This is a genomic window from Acinetobacter sp. BIGb0102 (assembly GCF_003815055.1).
Classification (GTDB): domain Bacteria; phylum Pseudomonadota; class Gammaproteobacteria; order Pseudomonadales; family Moraxellaceae; genus Acinetobacter; species Acinetobacter vivianii.
Map to the genome: position 1 here is coordinate 415,144 of NZ_RKQE01000012.1, position 19,888 is coordinate 435,031.

Annotated in this window: 12 protein-coding genes; 6 read left to right on the forward strand and 6 right to left on the reverse strand. The window is 40.3% G+C overall.

Annotated elements, in window-relative coordinates:
- Nucleotides 1-202: 202 nt before the first annotated feature.
- From EC846_RS10795 to EC846_RS10815, 5 genes are all read right to left on the reverse strand, one after another.
- Complete coding sequence (locus EC846_RS10795; RefSeq protein ID WP_123775161.1) at nt 203-916, reverse strand: glutamine amidotransferase; 714 nt, start codon at nt 914-916, stop codon at nt 203-205.
- 118 nt (nt 917-1,034) lie between these two features.
- Complete coding sequence (gene eutC, locus EC846_RS10800) at nt 1,035-1,847, reverse strand: ethanolamine ammonia-lyase subunit EutC (protein ID WP_123775162.1); 813 nt, start codon at nt 1,845-1,847, stop codon at nt 1,035-1,037.
- A 10-nt stretch (nt 1,848-1,857) separates the two neighbouring features.
- Nucleotides 1,858-3,243 (reverse strand): ethanolamine ammonia-lyase subunit EutB, encoded by a 1,386-nt coding sequence (locus EC846_RS10805; protein WP_123775163.1) that lies wholly within the window; start codon nt 3,241-3,243, stop codon nt 1,858-1,860.
- A gap of 23 nt (nt 3,244-3,266) precedes the next feature.
- Entirely contained in the window at nt 3,267-4,697 is a 1,431-nt protein-coding gene (eat, locus tag EC846_RS10810; protein WP_123775164.1) for an ethanolamine permease, read from the reverse strand.
- A gap of 151 nt (nt 4,698-4,848) precedes the next feature.
- On the reverse strand, nt 4,849-6,360 hold the full coding sequence (locus EC846_RS10815) for an aldehyde dehydrogenase family protein (protein WP_004771624.1): 1,512 nt from the start codon (nt 6,358-6,360) through the stop codon (nt 4,849-4,851).
- Nucleotides 6,361-6,482: 122 nt separating this feature from the next.
- On the opposite strand from EC846_RS10815, the gene EC846_RS10820 reads away from it, so the two are divergent.
- Nucleotides 6,483-7,661 carry a transcriptional regulator gene (locus EC846_RS10820; protein WP_123775165.1) on the forward strand — a complete coding sequence of 393 codons (1,179 nt, stop codon included), beginning with the start codon at nt 6,483-6,485 and terminating at the stop codon, nt 7,659-7,661.
- A gap of 20 nt (nt 7,662-7,681) precedes the next feature.
- Here the strand turns inward: EC846_RS10820 and EC846_RS10825 are convergent, their stop codons facing one another.
- On the reverse strand, nt 7,682-8,647 hold the full coding sequence (locus EC846_RS10825) for an alpha/beta hydrolase (protein ID WP_123775166.1): 966 nt from the start codon (nt 8,645-8,647) through the stop codon (nt 7,682-7,684).
- A 195-nt stretch (nt 8,648-8,842) separates the two neighbouring features.
- Here EC846_RS10825 and EC846_RS10830 point away from each other — a divergent pair, with 195 nt between their 5' ends.
- The 5 genes from EC846_RS10830 (at nt 8,843) to EC846_RS10850 (ending at nt 19,810) form a co-directional block, all read left to right on the forward strand.
- A complete protein-coding gene (locus tag EC846_RS10830) occupies nt 8,843-10,555 on the forward strand; it encodes an AAA family ATPase (protein ID WP_123775167.1) in 1,713 nt (570 codons plus the stop codon).
- Between the two features lie 12 nt (nt 10,556-10,567).
- Nucleotides 10,568-10,930, forward strand: coding sequence for a 5-carboxymethyl-2-hydroxymuconate Delta-isomerase (locus EC846_RS10835; RefSeq protein WP_123775168.1), 363 nt, complete (start codon nt 10,568-10,570; stop codon nt 10,928-10,930).
- 229 nt (nt 10,931-11,159) lie between these two features.
- The gene (locus EC846_RS10840; protein WP_123775169.1) at nt 11,160-14,354 is read left to right on the forward strand and encodes a type VI secretion system Vgr family protein; all 3,195 of its coding nucleotides are present in this window, start codon (nt 11,160-11,162) and stop codon (nt 14,352-14,354) included.
- 19 nt (nt 14,355-14,373) lie between these two features.
- Nucleotides 14,374-19,410: an RHS repeat-associated core domain-containing protein gene (locus tag EC846_RS10845; RefSeq protein WP_123775170.1), complete on the forward strand. Its 5,037-nt coding sequence runs from the start codon at nt 14,374-14,376 to the stop codon at nt 19,408-19,410.
- Nucleotides 19,400-19,810 carry a hypothetical protein gene (locus EC846_RS10850; protein ID WP_123775171.1) on the forward strand — a complete coding sequence of 137 codons (411 nt, stop codon included), beginning with the start codon at nt 19,400-19,402 and terminating at the stop codon, nt 19,808-19,810. The genes EC846_RS10845 and EC846_RS10850 overlap by 11 nt, the downstream gene beginning before the upstream one ends.
- Nucleotides 19,811-19,888 lie beyond the last annotated feature (78 nt).

A 19,888-nucleotide genomic window follows, 5' to 3' on the forward strand; every position in this document is an offset into this window, starting at 1 on the left:
TTTGAACAGTAGAATGAATTAGATTTTCTTTCAATATTTCAGTGATTGGATGACAGCATTTGTCCTAAAGCGTATTCCTTTTCTACCTAAAGTGTATTTCTTTATGTGTTCTAATTCATATTGTCTTATTTTTAGGCGTAGAAAGAAGTGCTTTAAATCATTAAAGCACTGGAAATAAGGGTTTCTTTTAAGTCGTTGAAAATTATTCTTGCTCTAAATGCGCAAGGAAATGCTGGATGACTTTTGCAGTCTGATCTTCCAGTTGCGTTGCATAAGCTAAGTTATCTGCTCTTAGCTGCGGAATCGACAGCCCTGCATGACGTATTTCACAGGTATGACCAATTAACCATTTCTCAAAGCTTTGTTCAGTGATTTCAAGATGGAACTGTAGGGCAAGAATATTGTTTCCTATAGAAAAGGCCTGATTTGGATAAATGGCTGAACTGGCAAGTAAGGTAGCATTGCTTGGCAAATCAAAAGTATCGCCGTGCCAGTGTAAAACCTCTACATTTTCGAGGGCTACTAATGGATTATTTTCAACCGCTTTAATCTCTAACTGACTCCAGCCAATTTCCTTTTGGTGTCCTGCATAGACTTTTGCACCTAATGCATGCGCAATCAATTGTGCACCTAAGCAAATGCCGATGGTTGGTTTATTGGCTTTGAGGCGTTGTTTAAGTCCAGCAATTTCATCTACGAGAAATGGATAATCCTCAGTTTCATATACGCCAATAGGCCCACCTAATATCACTGTGAGTCCTTCATAATTCAGGGCGGGACTCAGATCATCGACACCTGCTTCAAAATAACGTACGCGAAAACCGAGCTGATAAAAGACATCTTCTAAAGAACCTAGATCTTCAAAAGCAAGGTGTTGAATAACATTGACTGTTTTCATAAAAGTGGATTTTGTCATTATCGCGTACCCATGATTGATATAGGAAAATACCGCATCTTAAAGCATTTATACAGTCAATGTCTTAATCCTGACCTAAGTTGAATAAAGAAGAGCACGTTATTGTTTAAAAATCATTTTAAAATAGTAGCTTACGGTTTTTAGACTCTTCTAATACAGGGACGACATGCTCGTCTTTGAGATCAACACCAGAACGACCCAATTGCTTGGAATTATGCATTAACGCCAATAAGCGTTGGGTTGCGATAGGAATACTTAAACCTGCAGGACGAATATTTGAAATACAGTTACGTTGTGAGTCCAGACAATCACTATGGGCTTCCCATGTGTAATAAAGTCCCATACTGTTAGGAGAGCTCAGTCCAGGACGTTCTCCGATCAGCATAATGAGCATGCGTGCTTTAAAAATCTCAGCAATTTTATCTCCCAAGGCAACCCGACTACCTGTAGCGATTGCAATAGGTGCTACAGACCATTGTTGCTCTGCAAGGGGCTGAATAAGTGCCTGAATAAAAGGGAGAGCATTTTCTTCAATGGCACGGGCCGATAGACCATCGCCAATCACGATACAGACATCATAGTGCTGTTGATCTGTTTTAATTTTCTGAAGTTGTTCAACAGAGTGGCTACAAAGTAGACGACCTAAATCAGGACGCTTTAAATAAAGCTCTTTATGCTCAGCCTGACTTTTTACATGGATTGGATTTAACCCAAGTTGTAGTAGCTGCTCAGCCAGCAATTCGACATTTAAAGACTGGAAAACTGCATCTTTTGCTTGAGCATGACTCAATTGAAAATCGAGCAATGCACGAGTCGGAATACTGCATCCTGCACGTCCAATCGCAATGCGGGCATCAGTAAACTGTTTTAGCGTTTCCCACTGATCTTGATGAGACTGAGCAGGATATTGAATATCTTTAGAAAGTTTCATTTGGCCTTCCTTAGTGCGTAAACAGTTTGGAAAATTGGGCGGGCACTTGCTCTGCCCAATGAATATGATGCTGCTGTTGTCGCAGGATTCCTTGTTGTTCTAACCAGTGTGAAAATTCAGGTGCAGGTTTTAGTCCAAGTAGTTGACGCAGATAAAGCGCATCATGAAAAGAGGTGGTTTGATAATTCAACATGACATCATCTGAACCGGGAATTCCCATAATAAAATTAATGCCTGCTGTTCCAAATAAGGTTAACAGCACATCCATATCATTTTGATCAGCATCGGCATGATTGGTATAGCAAATATCACAACCCATCGGAACGCCAAGTAATTTTCCACAAAAATGATCTTCTAAGCCTGCACGGATAATCTGTTTACCATCGTAAAGATATTCGGGGCCAATAAAGCCGACGACCGTATTCACCAGTAAAGGATTATATTTACGTGCGACGGCGTAGGCACGCGTCTCGATAGTCTGTTGATCAACACCATGATGTGCATTGCTAGACAGAGCACTGCCTTGACCCGTTTCAAAGTACATCACGTTATTTCCAATGCTGCCTCTATTTAAAGCCAATGTGGCTTCATAGCCTTCTTGCAACATGGCTAGAGAAATACCAAAGCCCTCATTGGCTTTCTGTGTACCGGCAATGGATTGAAACATCAGGTCAATCGGGACATTTCTTTCTGCCAGTTGGATACCTGAACTGATATGAGTCAGGACGCAAGACTGGGTAGGAATTTGATATTCCTGAATAACATGATCGATGAGTTTGAGCAGTTCAGATAAGTTATGCAGGTTGTCTGTTGCTGGATTAATACCGATGACAGCATCACCATTGCCATACATTAATCCATCCAGAATACTGGCAGAAATACCGAGTACATCATCTGTTGGATGATTGGGTTGCAGGCGGGTGGATAAATGACCTTTTAAACCAATGGTATTGCGAAACTGGGTAATCACCTCACATTTACTGGCAACATAAATCAAATCCTGATTGCGCATGATTTTACTCACAGCAGCGACCATTTCAGGTGTTAAACCAGCAGCAAGCTGTTGCAGTTTTTCTGTCGTTGCATCTTCACTTAAGAGCCAGTTCCTGAAATCACCTACAGTAAAATGTGCAACAGGTGCAAAGAGGTCTGACTGGTGTTCATCCATAATCAGTCGGGTAATCTCATCCGTTTCATAGTCCACGACTGTTTCATTTAAAAAATTCTTGAGTGGTACTTCCGCAAGTGTCATTTGTGCAGCGACGCGTTCAGTGGCATCTTGTGCTGCAACACCCGCCAACTGATCACCAGAGCGTAAAGGGGTGGCTTTAGCCATTAAGGTTTTCAAGTTGGCAAAATTGTATTGTTGTTGAGCCACGATTTGACGATAGCGCATTAGATTCTCCTTAATCTGATGATTTATTTCTGTTCATCGGCTTTAAGATGAGCAAATTCTTCCTCTGGGGTGCCTTGTATCAAATGATGGCGACTGTAAAATATGAAATAGCCAATAAAGAGCGCATAGATTGCTGCGGCTATGCACCAGACTTTAGGGTTGACTAGAAAGCCAGCAATCACAGCGATTGCAGCAAGTATCAAAGCAATGCTTGAAGTGAAAATGCCACCAGGCGTTTTATAAGGACGATGCATAAGTGGGCGGGATAGACGTAATTTGATATGTGAAAGCATCATCAATACATAGGAAATGGTTGCTCCAAATACAGCAATTAAAATCAGTAAATCACCTTCCTTAGTTAAAGACAGTAAGAAACCGATAATGCCTGGAATAATAATGGCCAAATAAGGGGCTTTATTCTGATTGGTGAGTGAGAGTGATGTTGGCAAATAACCAGCACGGGATAAGGCAAAGATCTGTCTTGAATAGGCATAGATAATCGAGAAGAAGCTGGCGATCAGTCCTGCAAGTCCCACAAAATTTACAAAGTTGGCGAGCCATGTGCCTTGACCGTAAACTTTTACTAAGGCATCGACCAGTGGTGCGCCAGAATGTTGCAATGAACTTGCACCAGCAGCTCCTGCACCCAAGAATAAAATCAGCATGGCAAAGGCTGTTAAAATCAACATGGAACCGATCAGGCCGCGAGGTAGTGACTTGGCTGGATCTTTGGCCTCTTCGGCAGCAAGAGGGACACCCTCAACAGCCAGAAAAAACCAGATTGCGTAGGGAACAGCAGCCCAAATTCCGAGATACCCGTGCGGTAGAAAAGCACTGGCGCCGCGTTGTTGTCCAGCGGGAATATCAAACAGGTTCTGTAGACTAAAATGAGGGAACATGGCTACAATAAAAACAGCCAGTGCAATGGCTGCAACCAGTGTAATACCAAAGATAATTTTAAGTGCTTCTCCAGCACCTTTAAGGTGAATACCCATAAAAATGAGATAGCATCCCAAATAGACCTGCCAGCCACCGATACCAAATAGTGATTCACAATAAGCACCAATAAAGGTGGCGATTGCAGCAGGAGCAATTGCATATTCGATCAAAATTGCCGTACCTGTTAAATAGCCACCCAAAGGGCCAAATGCCGTACGGGCAAAACTATAGCCGCCACCTGCTGTTGGCAACATCGTCGCCATTTCTGACATAGAAAGGCATAAACATAAATACATAAAGGCGACAATCGTGGTCGCGACAAACATACCGCCCCAGCCACCTTGAGCGATACCGAAATTCCAGCCTGCAAAATCGCCAGAAATTACATAGGCTACACCCAGCCCGATGAGTAATAACCAGCCAACTGCACCTTGTTTGAGCTGTCTTTGGGCAAAATAATCCTCAGAAGAGGTTGGGGATGCTGACAATGCAGAAATGGGTTCTTGATTGTTCATACAAAGCTCCATGTATTCGTTTAATCAGCAAGATGCAAAAGCAATGCCGATTAGCACACCCTGTGCAAAACTCGATTGTGAATGTCTGTGTTTTTAATCTGTTGTCATATCAATTGCTCGCTGTTTTATGTGGATATGATGAATATCTCGCTTAGAAAAAGCCCATTGCTTTGGTTGAATAACTCACCAAAAGGTTTTTCGTTTGTTGATAATGATCAAGCATCATTCTGTGGTTTTCTCGACCTACACCTGACTTTTTATAGCCGCCAAAAGCAGCATGGGCAGGATAAATGTGGTAGCAGTTTGTCCAGACGCGACCAGCTTCAATTGCACGACCAGCACGATAGGCTGTATGGGTGGAACGTGACCAGACACCAGCGCCTAAACCATACATGGTGTCGTTGGCGATCTGAATGGCTTCATCGAAATCCTTAAATGTCGTTACAGAGAGGACAGGGCCAAAGATTTCTTCCTGAAAGACCTGCATATTGTTATGGCCTTTAAAAATCGTTGGTTCGATGTAATAACCATTACCAACTTCTTTACGGTCATGACCACCTAGCAGTACTTCGGCACCTTCTTGTCGACCTGTATCAATGCAACGTAAGATTTTTTGCTGCTGTTCCAATGATGCTTGAGCGCCCACCATTGTTTCTGTATCAAGCGGATGTCCAAGTTTAATGCGTTTCACCCGTTCGATGGCTTTTTCCATAAATTGATCAGCAATACTTTCCTGAATCAAAGCACGGGACGGGCAGGTACACACTTCGCCCTGATTTAGGGCAAACATGGCAAAACCTTCAAGGGTTTTATCCAGAAAATCGTCATCCTGATCCATCACATCGGCAAAGAACAGATTTGGTGATTTCCCACCGAGTTCTAAGGTGACTGGAATGATATTCTCAGTCGCATAACGCATGATCAGTTGCCCCACCTGTGTAGAACCTGTAAAAGCAATTTTGGCAATACGTGGATTGGTTGCCAGTGGCTGGCCCACCTCGGCGCCGTAGCCATTCACAATATTTAATACGCCAGCTGGTAATAGATCCTGAATGAGTTCTGCAACCAGTAATATGCCAACAGGCGTTTGCTCAGCAGGTTTGATCACTACACAGTTACCTGCTGCTAAAGCAGGAGCCAGCTTCCATGCGGCCATGAGAATAGGGAAATTCCAGGGAATGATTTGCCCAACAACGCCTAGTGGTTCATGGAAATGGTAGGCAATGGTATCTTCGTCAATTTCAGAAATTCCACCTTCTTGAGCACGGATACAGCCAGCAAAATAACGGAAATGATCAATGGCTAAGGGGATATCTGCTGCAAGTGTTTCACGGACTGGTTTGCCATTGTCCCACGTTTCAGCAACAGCCAGCATTTCCAGATTGGCTTCCATGCGGTCTGCAATTTTCAGTAACAGATTTGAGCGGGTGGTTGGAGATGATTTATTCCATTCTTTTTTTGCTTTATGAGCAGCATCAAGTGCTAGTTCAATATCTTCTGCACTTGAGCGTGGAATGCGAGTAAAGCTTTTGCCATCGACAGGGGAAATATTGTCAAAGTACACTCCTTTGACTGGTGCCACCCATTGTCCACCAATAAAGTTTTCATATTGGGCTTTAAAGTGTATTTTGGAATCAGGTTGGTTAGGATCGATATAGCGCATAAACATATTCCTTTATGTGTGTAATTTTGAATAAAGTACCAAGTACGTTATTGAACAGAGCTTAAATAACCCTAGGTTGGGAAAAGGTTGGAATCGCCTGTGAATGAACAAGGAAATTACAAATGTTCACAAAAAAAGAGCTAATCCAGCAACGGATGCTGGTCGAGCAATGTCGTACACAAAGTGTTTTAAATCCGCAACATGCAGAGAAACTTGGACAAAGCATTGCAAGCTCTTGGGAGCGTTCAACTCAAGCCAATATTCCGAAAGAGCGCGATGCTGCGCCTTTACAAGATCAAAGTGCTGAAAGTAAAAGTTCATTGATGCAGGCATTGGAATATTGCAAAGAAGATCTGAAGCATATTGCAGAACAATCGTCGATGGTGCTGGCAGTTGGTGATGCGGGAAGTACCATTATCTGGACGGCATCCAGTGCGCAAATGCGCAATGCTGCTGAACGGGTGCATTTTGTTGCAGGTGGGCAGTGGCAGGAAGAACTGGTTGGAACCAATGCACTGGCATTGTCTTTGAAAACACGTCAATCCAGTTGTGTGTTTTCTAATGAGCATTACATGGCTTCCGTACATGACTGGGTTTGTTATGCAGCCCCTGTGATTGATCCTCATTCCAAGCAGATTTTAGGTGTAGTGGATTTATCAACGACTTGGAAAAATCATAATAGTCTAGGTCTGCTGGCTGTTGAACGTTGTGCCTCAATTATTCAAATGGCTATACAGGAGTTACAACAGCAATCGCTTTATTTACGTACTTTTTCTGCTCCTCAAGCCACATTGAATGCTAAAAATCTGATGCTGACCCCGAGACAGATTGAAATTATGACGATTTTAGCGTTATGTCCCCAAGGCATGAGCCTTGATCACTTACATCAAGCACTATATGGCGAGCGCAAAGTCAGTATTGGAACTTTAAAGGCTGAGATGTCCCATCTGAGAGAGAGATTAGGGAATACCTTAGGTTCACGACCTTATCAGTTGAAAATTCCAGTTGAAGCGGATTTTCTGCAACTGGAGCAGGCACTGGATGCGGGTTATCTAAATACCGCTTTACAATGTTATACAGGCATTTTTCTAGCGAAAACCGAGAGTCCATTTTTGTGTACATGGCGTGACTGCATCGAATCGCGGTTGAGTCATGCTATTTTTCAGGCGCAGGAAAGTGATATTTTATTAAAGCATCTGGCATATAGCCCTGAAGCAATTGATGCTGTGGAGAGGTTGATGGAATTGTTACCTATAGACCACCCCGCCAAGCAGATGCTCAAACGCTATCAACACGGTTGAGCATCGAAAGGTCATAGTGATTATTTAAGTTTTTCTGCCAGCCACTCAAAAAGTCCTTGATAAACTTTTTCCCGTGCGAGAGGGGCTGAAAGCACAAGGTCATGTAAACCATTGTGAATCGCTAGCGTTTGTACATCACCTTTCATTTTTTTAGCATTATGAGTCATATCTTTTACATCCAAAATGACATCACTTTGCTGTGCATCAATACCCCATTTTCTTGGATTATTGGATTGATGTGAGTGCATGATCAAGGTTGGAACACTTAAGGTTACACCTTGATGAATTTCTTTTTGTGCTTCATGAATCGCCGTCACAAAACTTAAATTCACAAATGGCATGGTTTTTGGTTTCCAGTCTAAATTAAAATCCCATTCCCCATAGAAATCCTTATGTAAGCTAGGGGTGTACCATTGATTGAGACCACTTGGGAACTTCGCCTTTGGTAGTCGTTTACCAACTTCACTGAGCAAGGGAATGCCGAGTTTTTTCTCGAGGGTACTTTTGTAGAAATCATAAAAAGGGCTGTTCGCCCAAACTGCTTTAATTAAACGGTGATCTGGATAATGTGCAGCATATAGTGTTGCAATCAAACCGCCCGTCGAATGTCCAGCCAGTACAACCTGTTGATGATTTTCTTGTCCAATAATTTCTAGCGCTTTGCTGATTTCGGCATCGTATTCGCGTAAATCAAGCACGTAGTAGAATTTCTGATGGGGCAGTCTGGAACGGCCATATTTTCTTAGGTCGAGCGCATAAAAGTCATAACCATGCTGGTTAAATTGTTCTGCCATTTCTTTTTGGAAGAAATAATCTGCAAAACCATGAATGTATAAAACTGCTTTTTTTGTGGTTTGAGCGGCCTTCTTTCGTACCAAAGTGGCTACAACTTTTCCATCATAATCATCAGCGAAATTTAAGGTCAGTTGCTGATAATCTTCACCTAGTATATCTGGCTGATAAGTATAAAGATTTGAAGTAGTCATTTTTATAGATCAAGTCTGAATTCATTAATAAATACCTTAAATGAAAACATCTGGATGTCAACGTAAATATACGATCGCACCAGTTGAATCACTGATCGTCATTTGATGTTAGAGAGCAGATTGATGCTGGATTGCATTTTTATTTTTGCCAAAAAATCGTTAAGCTATGTGCTGTTGTTTTTGACTGAAGAAATTATGAAACAAGAGACTGCACTGAAGTTACTTAAAGCTGGGGAAAATGTTTTTTTGACGGGTTCAGCTGGTGCAGGAAAAACCTATACGCTTAATCAGTACATTCATTATTTAAAAGCACGCAAAGTTCCCGTTGCAATTACGGCATCGACTGGTATTGCGGCGACGCATATGAATGGGATGACAATTCATACTTGGGCAGGTATTGGCATTAAAGATAGCTTGAGTGATGATGACCTCAAGCGTATGAAAGAGCGTAAATATTTAAAAGAGCATTTGGAAAATGCCCAAGTCCTGATTATTGACGAGATTTCTATGTTGCATGCCAAGCAACTAAATCTGGTGAATCAGGTTTTAAAATTCTTTAAAGAAAGTGATGAAGCATTTGGTGGTATTCAAGTTATTGTAGCAGGTGATTTTTTCCAGTTACCACCTGTGGGCAGAAAAGATGAAAACAATCGTGATAAATTCTGTTTTATGTCCGATGCTTGGGTGGAAGCCAAATTCCGCGTTTGCTATTTAACTGAACAACATCGTCAGGATGATGAGATTCTCAACCAGATCCTAAATGCGATTCGGGCGCAAAGTATTCAGGACAATCATATCTCGGCATTACATCAGTCACGCCAGCATGATATTGGTGACACCTTTACCCGTTTGTACACGCATAATATGGATGTAGATAATATTAATTATCAGCATCTTAATGAAATTGACAATGAAAGCCATCAATTTAATGCAGTGTTAGATGGCAATGAAAAGTTAATTGAAACTCTGAAATCCTCAGTCCGTGCCCCAGAAGAATTGACCCTGAAAAAACATGCCAAAGTAATGTTTGTAAAAAATAACTTTGATATGGGCTATATCAATGGCAGCTTGGGCGAAGTCATTGGCTTTGAAGAAGATGATAAGCAAGGCATTTTACCTAAAGTAAAACTGACTGATGGCACCACTTTTCTGGTTGAGCCTGAAACATGGTCAATCGAAAATGAAGCAGGTAAGGTGATTGCCAGTTATCAGCAGATTCCTTTACGTTTGGCTTGGGCTATTACCATTCATAAAAGTCAGGGCATGACGCTGGAGGCGGCAGAAATCAATTTAAGCCATACCTTTGAGAAAGGTCAGGGCTATGTTGCTTTATCCCGATTAAAGTCACTGACGGGACTGAAATTACTGGGCTTTAATGAGCAGGCGTTAGAACTGGATAGCTTGGCTATTAAAGCAGATCGCCGTTTTCAGGAGTTATCAACCGAAGCGGAAGCCAACTTTGAAAATATCGATCTCACGACCCAGCACAATGCTTTTATTCGTCATTGCGGTGGTACGCTTAACGCGACTGAAATTGCCCGCAATGAGAAGAAAATTGCCAAAGGTGGCAAACAGAATTACGCTGCTGCGACTTTGGATGAAACTCGTGCTTTATTCGAAGGCGGTTATGAAATTGAAGACATTGCGCATGAGCGAGGTTTAACACCAGCTACGATTATCAACCATCTGGCACGACTGCATAAGGAACAGGGACTGGATATTTCGGTGGCTAATCCTGGTGAGGAAGTGGTTGAAGAAGTGCGCAAGATTTATAAGCGTTTGCATAAACGTAAGAATCCAGAACATTTTACCGATGATGGTTCAATCAAATTACGTCCCATCGTGGAAGCCACCAGCCCGCGTATGGCCTACGATCAAGTCCGTTTAGCGTTGTTATTTATCGAATAGGAAAAATAAAAAATGCCTCATCTCGTTGCCAATTATTCAGCAAATCTCACTGATCTTAATCAGCAAACATTACTCAGCAGCGTCAATTCGGCATTGATTGAAACAGATCTGTTTAGCCCAAATGATGTGAAGTCTCGTATTTTTAAAGATGATGCTTTTCTGATTGGTATGGACGAATCTCAAGATGCTTATATTCATTTAAAGCTGTATTTGCTGAGCGGTAGAACCGAGGTGCAAAAGCAGAATTTAGGTAAGGTCTTATTGGCAATACTTGAACAAAAAGCATATCTGCCTGTAGAAAATCAATTGCCGCTACAACTTTGTGTCGAAGTGATTGATATGCCAAGTGAGTATTATTTTAAGGCAAGCGTTTAATTTTATCTGAATCAACTTCACTTGATTGGAGAGGTGAAGTTGATTCGGTTTTGAATAAAAAATATTCATTATCTGGCAATAATGAACTCGCCGTGAGCTATGTTTTTATTTTCTCAGATAATTTTTCCTACAAGGAAAAAAGCTGGTGGGCGCGTAACATTAAAAATATAGACAAGTATGTATGCTGTTTATAAAATGCGCCAAATTTTATTAAATAATCTATAAAAAGATGCTGAATAATATCTTTCAAGCTTTAGAGACTTTAGGGCTGAGCGCGCAAAAACGTGCGATCCATGCTCAGTTCTCCAACTCATCTTTAAATGATCAAGTATTCTTACAATATATAGAAGGCACTCATCAGCTCAATCAGGGCATTGACCTTCAACTGGTCTGTCTTTCGACCAGTGCCGTCATTCCGTTAAAAAGCTTTATTGGCAGTCAGGTTGCGATTGATATTGTAACCGACAGAGCTGAACTGAACCGTATCTCAGGCATCGTGACCCAAGCCGATGTTGGTGCAAGCGATGGTTCGCTCACCCTTTATAAACTTCGTGTCCAAGATCCAACTGCACTATGGAAGCATCGACGCAATAGCCGTGTTTTTATGGCGAAATCAGTCGTTGATGTGATCCAGACCATTTTTAAAGAATGGCAGTCAAAAAGTCCATTATTTGCAGCGAGTTTGACATTGGATATCAGTGGACTCAGCAAAGACTATGATGTCCGTCCTTTTATCATGCAGAGCAATGAAAGCGATTATGACTTTGTTACCCGTTTGATGCGGAGTGAAGGGATCAACTGGCTGATTGATGAAGCCAAGTTAAAAGTTGCTAGCTCAAGTGAGCAGATTGAAGCACAGAAACTCAGATTAATTGATGACAACACTCAATATAACGCTTTAAATCGCCGTAATATTCGTTTTCATCGCAGTAACGCCACGGAAACTCAGGACAGCATCACTGCATTCGTCGCACAGCGTTCACTGCAACCCAATGCGGTACATGTACAACGTTGGCAAGCCGATGCTTTGGAACAGGAAGAAGGCGCTGGTAGCGTTCAGAGCAAGCATCATCATAGTGATCAACATGATAACCAACAGCTCGCATTAGAACAGGCATGGCACTTTTCACCCGCGTGGATTCAAGACCTGAATGGTGAAGATGGTACGACCAAAGCGGGCAATGCCCAGATCGAAAAACTGAATCAGAATTTGGGACAATACTATGACGCTCAAGCCAAGCAGTTTGTTGCAAGTTCTACTGTTCGGGATACGCAGGTGGGTTACTGGTTCGAATTGAATGAGCATCCTGAAATTGATCAGCATCAGGGGGCAGATAAAGAGTTTTTAATTACCTCAAAAAGCTTTTATAACCAGAACAATTTGCCTAAGGACTTGACGGATCAGGTTCAAACTTTGCTTCAACACAGTCAGTGGCATTTAAAAGGCTTAAATGCTGAGCAGACGGATGAGCGCCAAGCGAACCAGTTGACGCTACAACGCCGTAATATTGCATTGGTGCCAGAATATAATCCGTTGCAACATCGCCCAGCGGCACATCCACAACGCGCTAAAGTGGTGGGGCCGAGTGGCGATGAAATCCATGTCGATGAATGGGGACGCATTAAAGTCAGATTCCTGTTCACGCGAGCAGATGATCATAGCCATGATGGGGGTGCAGGCGCCAACAATAACGATACCGATTCTGCTTGGGTCGATGTGCTTACCCCGTGGGCGGGTGAAGGTTATGGTGCACGCTTTTTACCGCGTATTGGTGAAATCGTGGTGATTGACTTCTTTGATGGCAATATTGATCGTCCTTATGTCGTCGGACGAATTCATGAGGCGCAACGTAGTCCGACCAAGTTTGACAATGCAGGCAAGCTGCCTGATACCAAAAAACTCGCAGGGATCAAATCCAAAGAATACCAAGGCGAAGGCTTTAACCAGCTGCGCTTTGATGACACGACGGGACAGATCAGTACACAACTGCAAAGTAGTCATGCTGTCAGCCAACTGAATCTCGGTAAACTCAGCCATCCAAAAGATAAAGCTGAAAGTGAAGACCGTGGTGAAGGCTTTGAACTGCGTACTGACCAATGGGGCGCAGTGCGTGCGGGTCAAGGTTTGTTGCTGAGTACGCAGAAACAGGATCAGGCACAAGGCGAGCATTTAGATGCGCAGCCTGCCAAACAGCAGCTTGAGGGCAATCAAAGTAATGCCAAAGCATTAAGTGAAGTTGCAAAGAATCAGCAAACTGATGAGATTGAATCAGTTGAACAATTAAAAGAATTTGCCGAACAGATCGAAGAAAAAATTGCTAGATTTAATAAAGCCTTATTGCTACTGAGCTCACCTGCAGGAATTGGTCTGAGTACCAATGAAGATATTCATGTTTCTGCAGATGGACAAGTTAATCAGCTAGCGGGCGATAGTATTAATCTCAGCACGCAAAAAAACCTGATTACACATGCTCAAAACCGAATCAGTCTGTTTGCTGCACAGAATGGGATCAAGCAGGTTGCAGCGAAAGGGAAATTCGAAGTGCATGCCCAATCGGATGGCATGGATTTACTGGCCAAGCAAGGCATTCAAATTATTTCGACCGCAGACCGCATTGAGATTGCTAGTCCTAAAGAGATTGTGATTACTGCGGGAGGCTCTCAAATTAAGCTGAATGGCTCAGGAATTTTTCCTGTGACAGGCGGTAAATTTGAGGTGAAGGCAGGGCAGCATTTGTTTATGGGCGGCTCAAGTGTCAGTACTCAATCCAGTTTGCCACCGCCGCCAAAACGTGGGCAAGGGGTACTGGAGTTGCTGCACGATTACAAACATGGCGAGTTTGTGAAACAAGGTGGCTATCAGGTTATTGATTCACTGGGACAGCAGTTTTCTGGTCAGTTGGATGATAAAGGTTTTGTTCGGGTTTCTGGACTGGCAACGGGTGCAGCTAAAGTTGTATTTGAAGATGACAAGCGTAACCCTTGGGATGAAGCAAGTGATTTCAAACGTCCTCCACAATGGCCAAATGAAAATGACCCTGATGCACAAACCTTATTGGGCAAAGCAGAAACAGGCCTAAAAAATGCGGTTAGCAGCGCCAAGAATGCTTTAGGTCAATCCTTTACCAGTCCTTCTTCAGTGTTAAAAACGCTTGAGACTGCAAAGGAACTGAAGGCGGGTGGAGCCAAAGCATTATTGCCAATGCTACAGCAGGGAGTGGAATCGCAGTTAATAGATCAAGTTACTGGGCTGATCTCAAAAGGGTTTAGCAACACTCAGCAAACAGGCCAAGCTGTAATCAATGGGCTCAAGAACACTATTTCAGAACAACCTATTAATCCATTACGTCAGTATATTCGAGCAAAAGATACCGAGACTGATCAAAATCGTAAATTAGATACGATGAATATGACGTTTAAATAAGTTTAGAGAATTACAAAGAATGACGACAGCATCTAGAAATACTGGAAATACATCTACACAGAATAAAAGCACGAGAACAGGCACTGGGAAAGTGGCTATTGCTCCTGTTAATACAATTAAGCTAGCTGACGTTAATGCTGGAACTCAAAAAATCAACCAATGGCTGAAAAAAAACACTGGTGATATGGTTGATCTGGATACTCTTAAAATGGTGGCTGGATCATTGCCTGTGATTGGTAACATTATCGCACTTACAGATGCAGTATATGATGTTATAGAGATCACAGAAAAACCAAATCCTGGTTTTCCGGATTGGTTAAATTTAGGTATTGATTTAGTCGGAGTGATTCCTCTTCCTCCGGGCTTAGCCGCTTCTCGCATGGCATTAAGACCTGCATTAAAAACCTTGAAATCAAAAAATTTGGCGAAGCAGATTCCAGATACGATAATTGAATTGCTTACAATTCATGTAAATGAACGTGTAGCAGGAGAATTGAGTCAATTTGCTGAAAAAGCTCAGCCTCTTGTTAAAAAAACAGTTGATGACTGTGGCAACAAAGCCAAGGAGCTAGGCAATAATTTTGCTGATGGTATGAGCAAGGTATTGTCAGGAAAATTATTCAGCACAGGTCAAGATATAAAAAGTGCAAAATCAAGTTTAACAAAAGTCGGGGAAAATGCTTTAAGGAATCCATTAAAAGCCTTCTCACATGGCGTTGACTTTCTAGCGAGCGTAGGTGCAGCTGGAGCAAAAGAATATGGAAATATGGGAGCTAAAGTTGCTACTTCCTTTTTAGACTCAAAAACAAAAAATCAGATTAATAAACAAATCGGTAATTTTAGAAAGTTTAGTAATACTGTACCAACCAAGCTTGCTCCTTTAGCTGACCCTGGCACAGCAATGAGTTTTTCATGGTTATTACAGAATTTAATGGTTGCTGCTAAAAAATATAAATTAAAGCAAAAGCATACAGTCTCGATAAGGGATAAGCAGGTTAGTAGTAAAGAAAAGAAAAGAGCAAATGGAGAGCTAGAAACTATACAGCATCAGAAAAAACCAAATAATAATCCGAATACCAGTTGTGAAATAAATACCAATGGGGCAAAAGGCAATCCGTCTAAGAAAGTAAGCAAGACCTCAAATAGTATTACTTACGCTCTAGGAACTGAGTTTTTGACTCATATTGATGCATATGAATCTTCAATATCTAGTTTCGTACTCTCAAGAACTTATGCCTCCAATTTATATCAACTTGATCTTGGTGAGTTTGGTGCAAGATGGTTAACACCATTTACAACTCGGATTATTCCAAAGACAGTCTATGTCGAAGGCTCAGAAGAAAAAGAAGGTTATATTAAAGAATTAAGCGGATTTCAGTACATTGGTACCGATGCTCGTCCAATTACATTACCTGATATTAAAGTTGGAGAGAGTATTCACGATCAACAAGAAGGGTTTTATTACAGCATTATCTCTGATAATCTAAAAATGATTTCTTTTGGATTAGATGAAAAGCATATATTTGAAAAGTATCTTAATAGTTATCGTTTATCAGTAATTGAGTATAAAAATGGGGTGACTGCTGCAATCCGATATGACCATATTTTTGAAGAAAAATCATATATTTCTGATATTTTAATTAAGCATAATGATCAACAGTTATTACATGTTGCTTTTGGTATCAATCTCGAAGGCCGTATTGCAGATGTTTGGACTGTTGAAAATGGGCAGTTGAAACGACCATTAGCTAGTTATGACTATAATGAAAAAGGTGAGTTAATAGAGGCAATCACTGAAAACGGCGCGGCTTATCAATATCAGTATGATCATCATTTACTCACAAGATATACAGATTTGACTGGCCGAGGCATGAATCTTGAATATGATGGGATAGAACCTACTTCTAAAGCCTTTCATGAATGGGCTGATGATGGGAGTTCAGATGTACGTTTAGAATGGGATGAAAATATTCGTCTAACTTATGTGATTGATGCTTATGGAAGTGAGACCGAATATTATTATGATATTGAAGGGTATACTTATCGAATTGTCTATCCTGACGATTTAGAAGAATGGTATTTCAGAGATGAATGTAATCGCGTAGTCCGCCATATTGATACGGATGCTGCAACTACTGAATACGAGTTTGATGATAATGGTAATTTAATAACAGTTACTCAAGCTGATGGAGCAACTGTTTATTATGATTATGATGATAAAGATCAAATGACTGGTATGGTTGACGCAGTAGAAGGACGATGGTTTAGAGAATATGATGGCCAAGGCAATATTGTAAAAGTAATAGATCCATTAAAAAGGGAAACTACTTATAGCTATAATGCTATGGGCTTACCACTTCAAGTTACTGATGCGAAAGGTGGTAAGAAGAAGCTTAAATATGACGATTTAGGCAACTTGGTTAGTTATATAGATTGTTCAGGTAAGGAAACAAAATGGGAATATGATTCACGTGGACGTGTTAAGTCTGTAGAAAATGCTTTAAAGGATAAAGTTGAATACTTTTATAGTGAATTTACAACTGAAGAACGTCGACCTAGAGTGAAAGGATTACCTTTGAATGCTTTTGGTCAGTTAGACAAAATTAAGTATAGTGATAGTTCAGAAGAATATTTTATCCATGATGCTGAAGGCCGGTTACTGGCTCATATTGATTCGAATGGTCTGCAAACAAAATATGAGTATGATGCTGCTGGTTTAATTTCATTACGTATAGACCCGCAGAATTATAAAATTAAATATCAATGGGATAAATTAGGTCGTCTTAAACGTCTAACAAATGAAAATGGTGCTCATTTTGAGTTTTTCTATGATGTTGTGGGTCGATTGATAAAAGAAATTGACTTTGATGGAAAAGAAACTATTTATGAATATGAAGAAACGAGTGGTCAGTTAAAAACAAGTATTGAAGTTGCGATGAGTTATGGCCAAGGTCTGACTGATAGAGCGGTTTCAAAAGATCGTATTCAACAATTTGTGCTGGATCGTATGGGACGATTAGAACAACGTATTTCTGGCTACGGGCATGTTGGTCAACAATTAGAAGATATTCAGGTTGAAGAGTTTGCTTTTAATAGTCATGATCAAATTTTACTAGCAAAAAATTCAGATAGTAAAGTTGAGTGGTTCTATGATCTCACTGGAAATTTGGTAAGAGAACATATTCAAGATTCTAAGACAGGTAAAACGGCAGTATGGAAACATGGCTATGACGAGTTGAATGATCGTGTTAAGACAGTTAGGCCAGATGGACAAAAAATTAGCTGGTTAACTTATGGTACAGGACATGTATATGGCTTAGTCTTAAACGGCAAAGATATTGTTAGCTTTGAACGAGATGATTTACACCGTGAAATTGCTCGACATTATGCAAATGGTTTAAGTCAATCTGAACATTATGATGAATTAGGAAGGTTAAGCAGCCAAATTATTGTAAATGACCACGAAGATGGTTATAACGTATCTGATAGTCAAAAAAATAATGCATTGAAAGAAACTCAGCAGTTATTAACTCGTATTTATTATTATGATAAAGCTGGTCATCTATCTCAGATTCATGATATACGACGTGGTGATATTCATTACAAATATGATCCTTTGGGACGTTTACTTGAAGCGACAAGTAAACTGGGCAAAGAAATATTTAGCTTTGACCCTGCAAGTAATATTCTGAATCCTTTCAATCGGAAATTGGGCGATAACCTCACTGGATCGCATCAAGTAACTACAGACGGTTATCGACATAATCATTTAGTGAACAATGTAGTTAAAGATTATTTAGAACAGCAATACCAATATGACGCTTATGGGCAACTCATTAAACAAAAAACAAAAGCAGGTGAACTAAATCTTGTTTGGGACGTCTTAGGACGTTTAATAAAAAGCCGAAATACACAGTTTACAGCTGAATATCGTTATGATGCGATGGGACGGCGTCTAACCAAGCAAAGTAAACATCACTATACGGGGCATGAACAACATATTGTTTATGGTTGGGATGGAGACACACTTGCTTATGAATCAGATGGAAATGCTACTCGACACTATATTTACGAAAAAGATAGTTTTATTCCTCTGATTCAAGCAGTGCATATTGGAGATATTCAGTTACATTCTACTCCTGTGTGGAATGATAAATATAGTTTTAATCGAGACCCTCTATGGACGAGTAATCAACAAAGCCAAGGTTTTAATGATATTTGGTTCTATCATTGTGATCATTTAGGTACCCCTCAGGAGATGAGCGATTCACAAGGTCAGATGATCTGGAAAGCTCAATATAAAGCATGGGGTGAATGTAAAGCAGAAAAGTCAGAATCTAACTTTTTTGAAAATAGTGAAATCATTACAAATAATATTCGCTTTCAAGGACAATATTATGATGAGGAAACTGGTCTCCACTACAATCGACATCGTTACTATTCTCCTTATGTAGGCCGATTTATTTCTAAGGATCCTATTGGTTTACTTGGAGGACATAATGTTTATGCTTATGCCCCGAATCCAGTGGAGTGGGTAGATCCGAGAGGATTAACGAAAAGAAAAAGTGGTACAACTACTGGAAGTGGAAGTGCTTCTAAGAAAACTCACCCATGTCCGAAAAAAACAGATCCTTGTGATGGTAAAGATCCTTCAAAAACAGCTCGATCATGGCAAGGATCAAAACCTTATACTGGTATTGATGCATATAAAAATGTAGTAGTAAAAAAAGGTACTGTACTGTACACATTATATCCGCATGGCGATGCTCCAGGAAATTATCTTGCTACATCACCTGATGTATTAAAAGCTGGTACTGCTAGAGGTTATAATGATGCTGTTCAAGTTGCGCATAAAGGAAATTGGAGTGACCCTAGAGCAAGAGATATGCGAACACAGCTACATGCTTTTATTGTTACTAAAGATACATGTGTGGCTAAAGGTAGAACAGCTGCAAATCCTCATTTAGGTGCAGGAGGCGGAACACAATACTTTATCGAAAACTCAGATAAAAAGAACTTACTTTCTACTGGGAAAATTATTAAATATGATAGGTAATAAATTGAATTTAAGTGTTTTTTTTGATCGAAAGATTGTAAAAAGTGATAATTTTTCTCTTGATGTTGAAAATGAGTCGGGGAAGGTTAATTTTAATTTAGGGAATGAAGATGATTTAGATAATCTTATCTATTTAAGTGATAAAGTATGTGTAAAAATATTTTATGAACAAGAAAGAGCTGTTTATATTTTATTTAATACACCTGAATTTTTTGATGTTAATTTACTTCACTCAAAAATTTTAAAAAGATTTAAGAAGAAGTATAAATTTAATGATGAAGATTTTATTGTTATTCATCCTGCGCGAGTTTTTTTGAAGCATGATAAAACGAAATGGAATAAAGTTGAATTTACTTATGATCCCAAGCAAGGAGATATATCTTTAATGCTTGAGTATTAATTTTTTATATGTAGTTTAAATTAATTTTGAGTTTTTGTTTTTAATTTTAGTCAGTTATATGGTTTTTAATTAGAGTCG

Coding starts and splice junctions, on each gene's coding strand:
- EC846_RS10795 (WP_123775161.1), bottom strand. CDS start 916: ATGACAAAATCCACTTTTATGAAAACAGTCAATGTTATTCAACACCTT.
- eutC (WP_123775162.1), bottom strand. CDS start 1,847: ATGAAACTTTCTAAAGATATTCAATATCCTGCTCAGTCTCATCAAGAT.
- EC846_RS10805 (WP_123775163.1), bottom strand. CDS start 3,243: ATGCGCTATCGTCAAATCGTGGCTCAACAACAATACAATTTTGCCAAC.
- eat (WP_123775164.1), bottom strand. CDS start 4,697: ATGAACAATCAAGAACCCATTTCTGCATTGTCAGCATCCCCAACCTCT.
- EC846_RS10815 (WP_004771624.1), bottom strand. CDS start 6,360: ATGCGCTATATCGATCCTAACCAACCTGATTCCAAAATACACTTTAAA.
- EC846_RS10820 (WP_123775165.1), top strand. CDS start 6,483: ATGTTCACAAAAAAAGAGCTAATCCAGCAACGGATGCTGGTCGAGCAA.
- EC846_RS10825 (WP_123775166.1), bottom strand. CDS start 8,647: ATGACTACTTCAAATCTTTATACTTATCAGCCAGATATACTAGGTGAA.
- EC846_RS10830 (WP_123775167.1), top strand. CDS start 8,843: ATGAAACAAGAGACTGCACTGAAGTTACTTAAAGCTGGGGAAAATGTT.
- EC846_RS10835 (WP_123775168.1), top strand. CDS start 10,568: ATGCCTCATCTCGTTGCCAATTATTCAGCAAATCTCACTGATCTTAAT.
- EC846_RS10840 (WP_123775169.1), top strand. CDS start 11,160: ATGCTGAATAATATCTTTCAAGCTTTAGAGACTTTAGGGCTGAGCGCG.
- EC846_RS10845 (WP_123775170.1), top strand. CDS start 14,374: ATGACGACAGCATCTAGAAATACTGGAAATACATCTACACAGAATAAA.
- EC846_RS10850 (WP_123775171.1), top strand. CDS start 19,400: ATGATAGGTAATAAATTGAATTTAAGTGTTTTTTTTGATCGAAAGATT.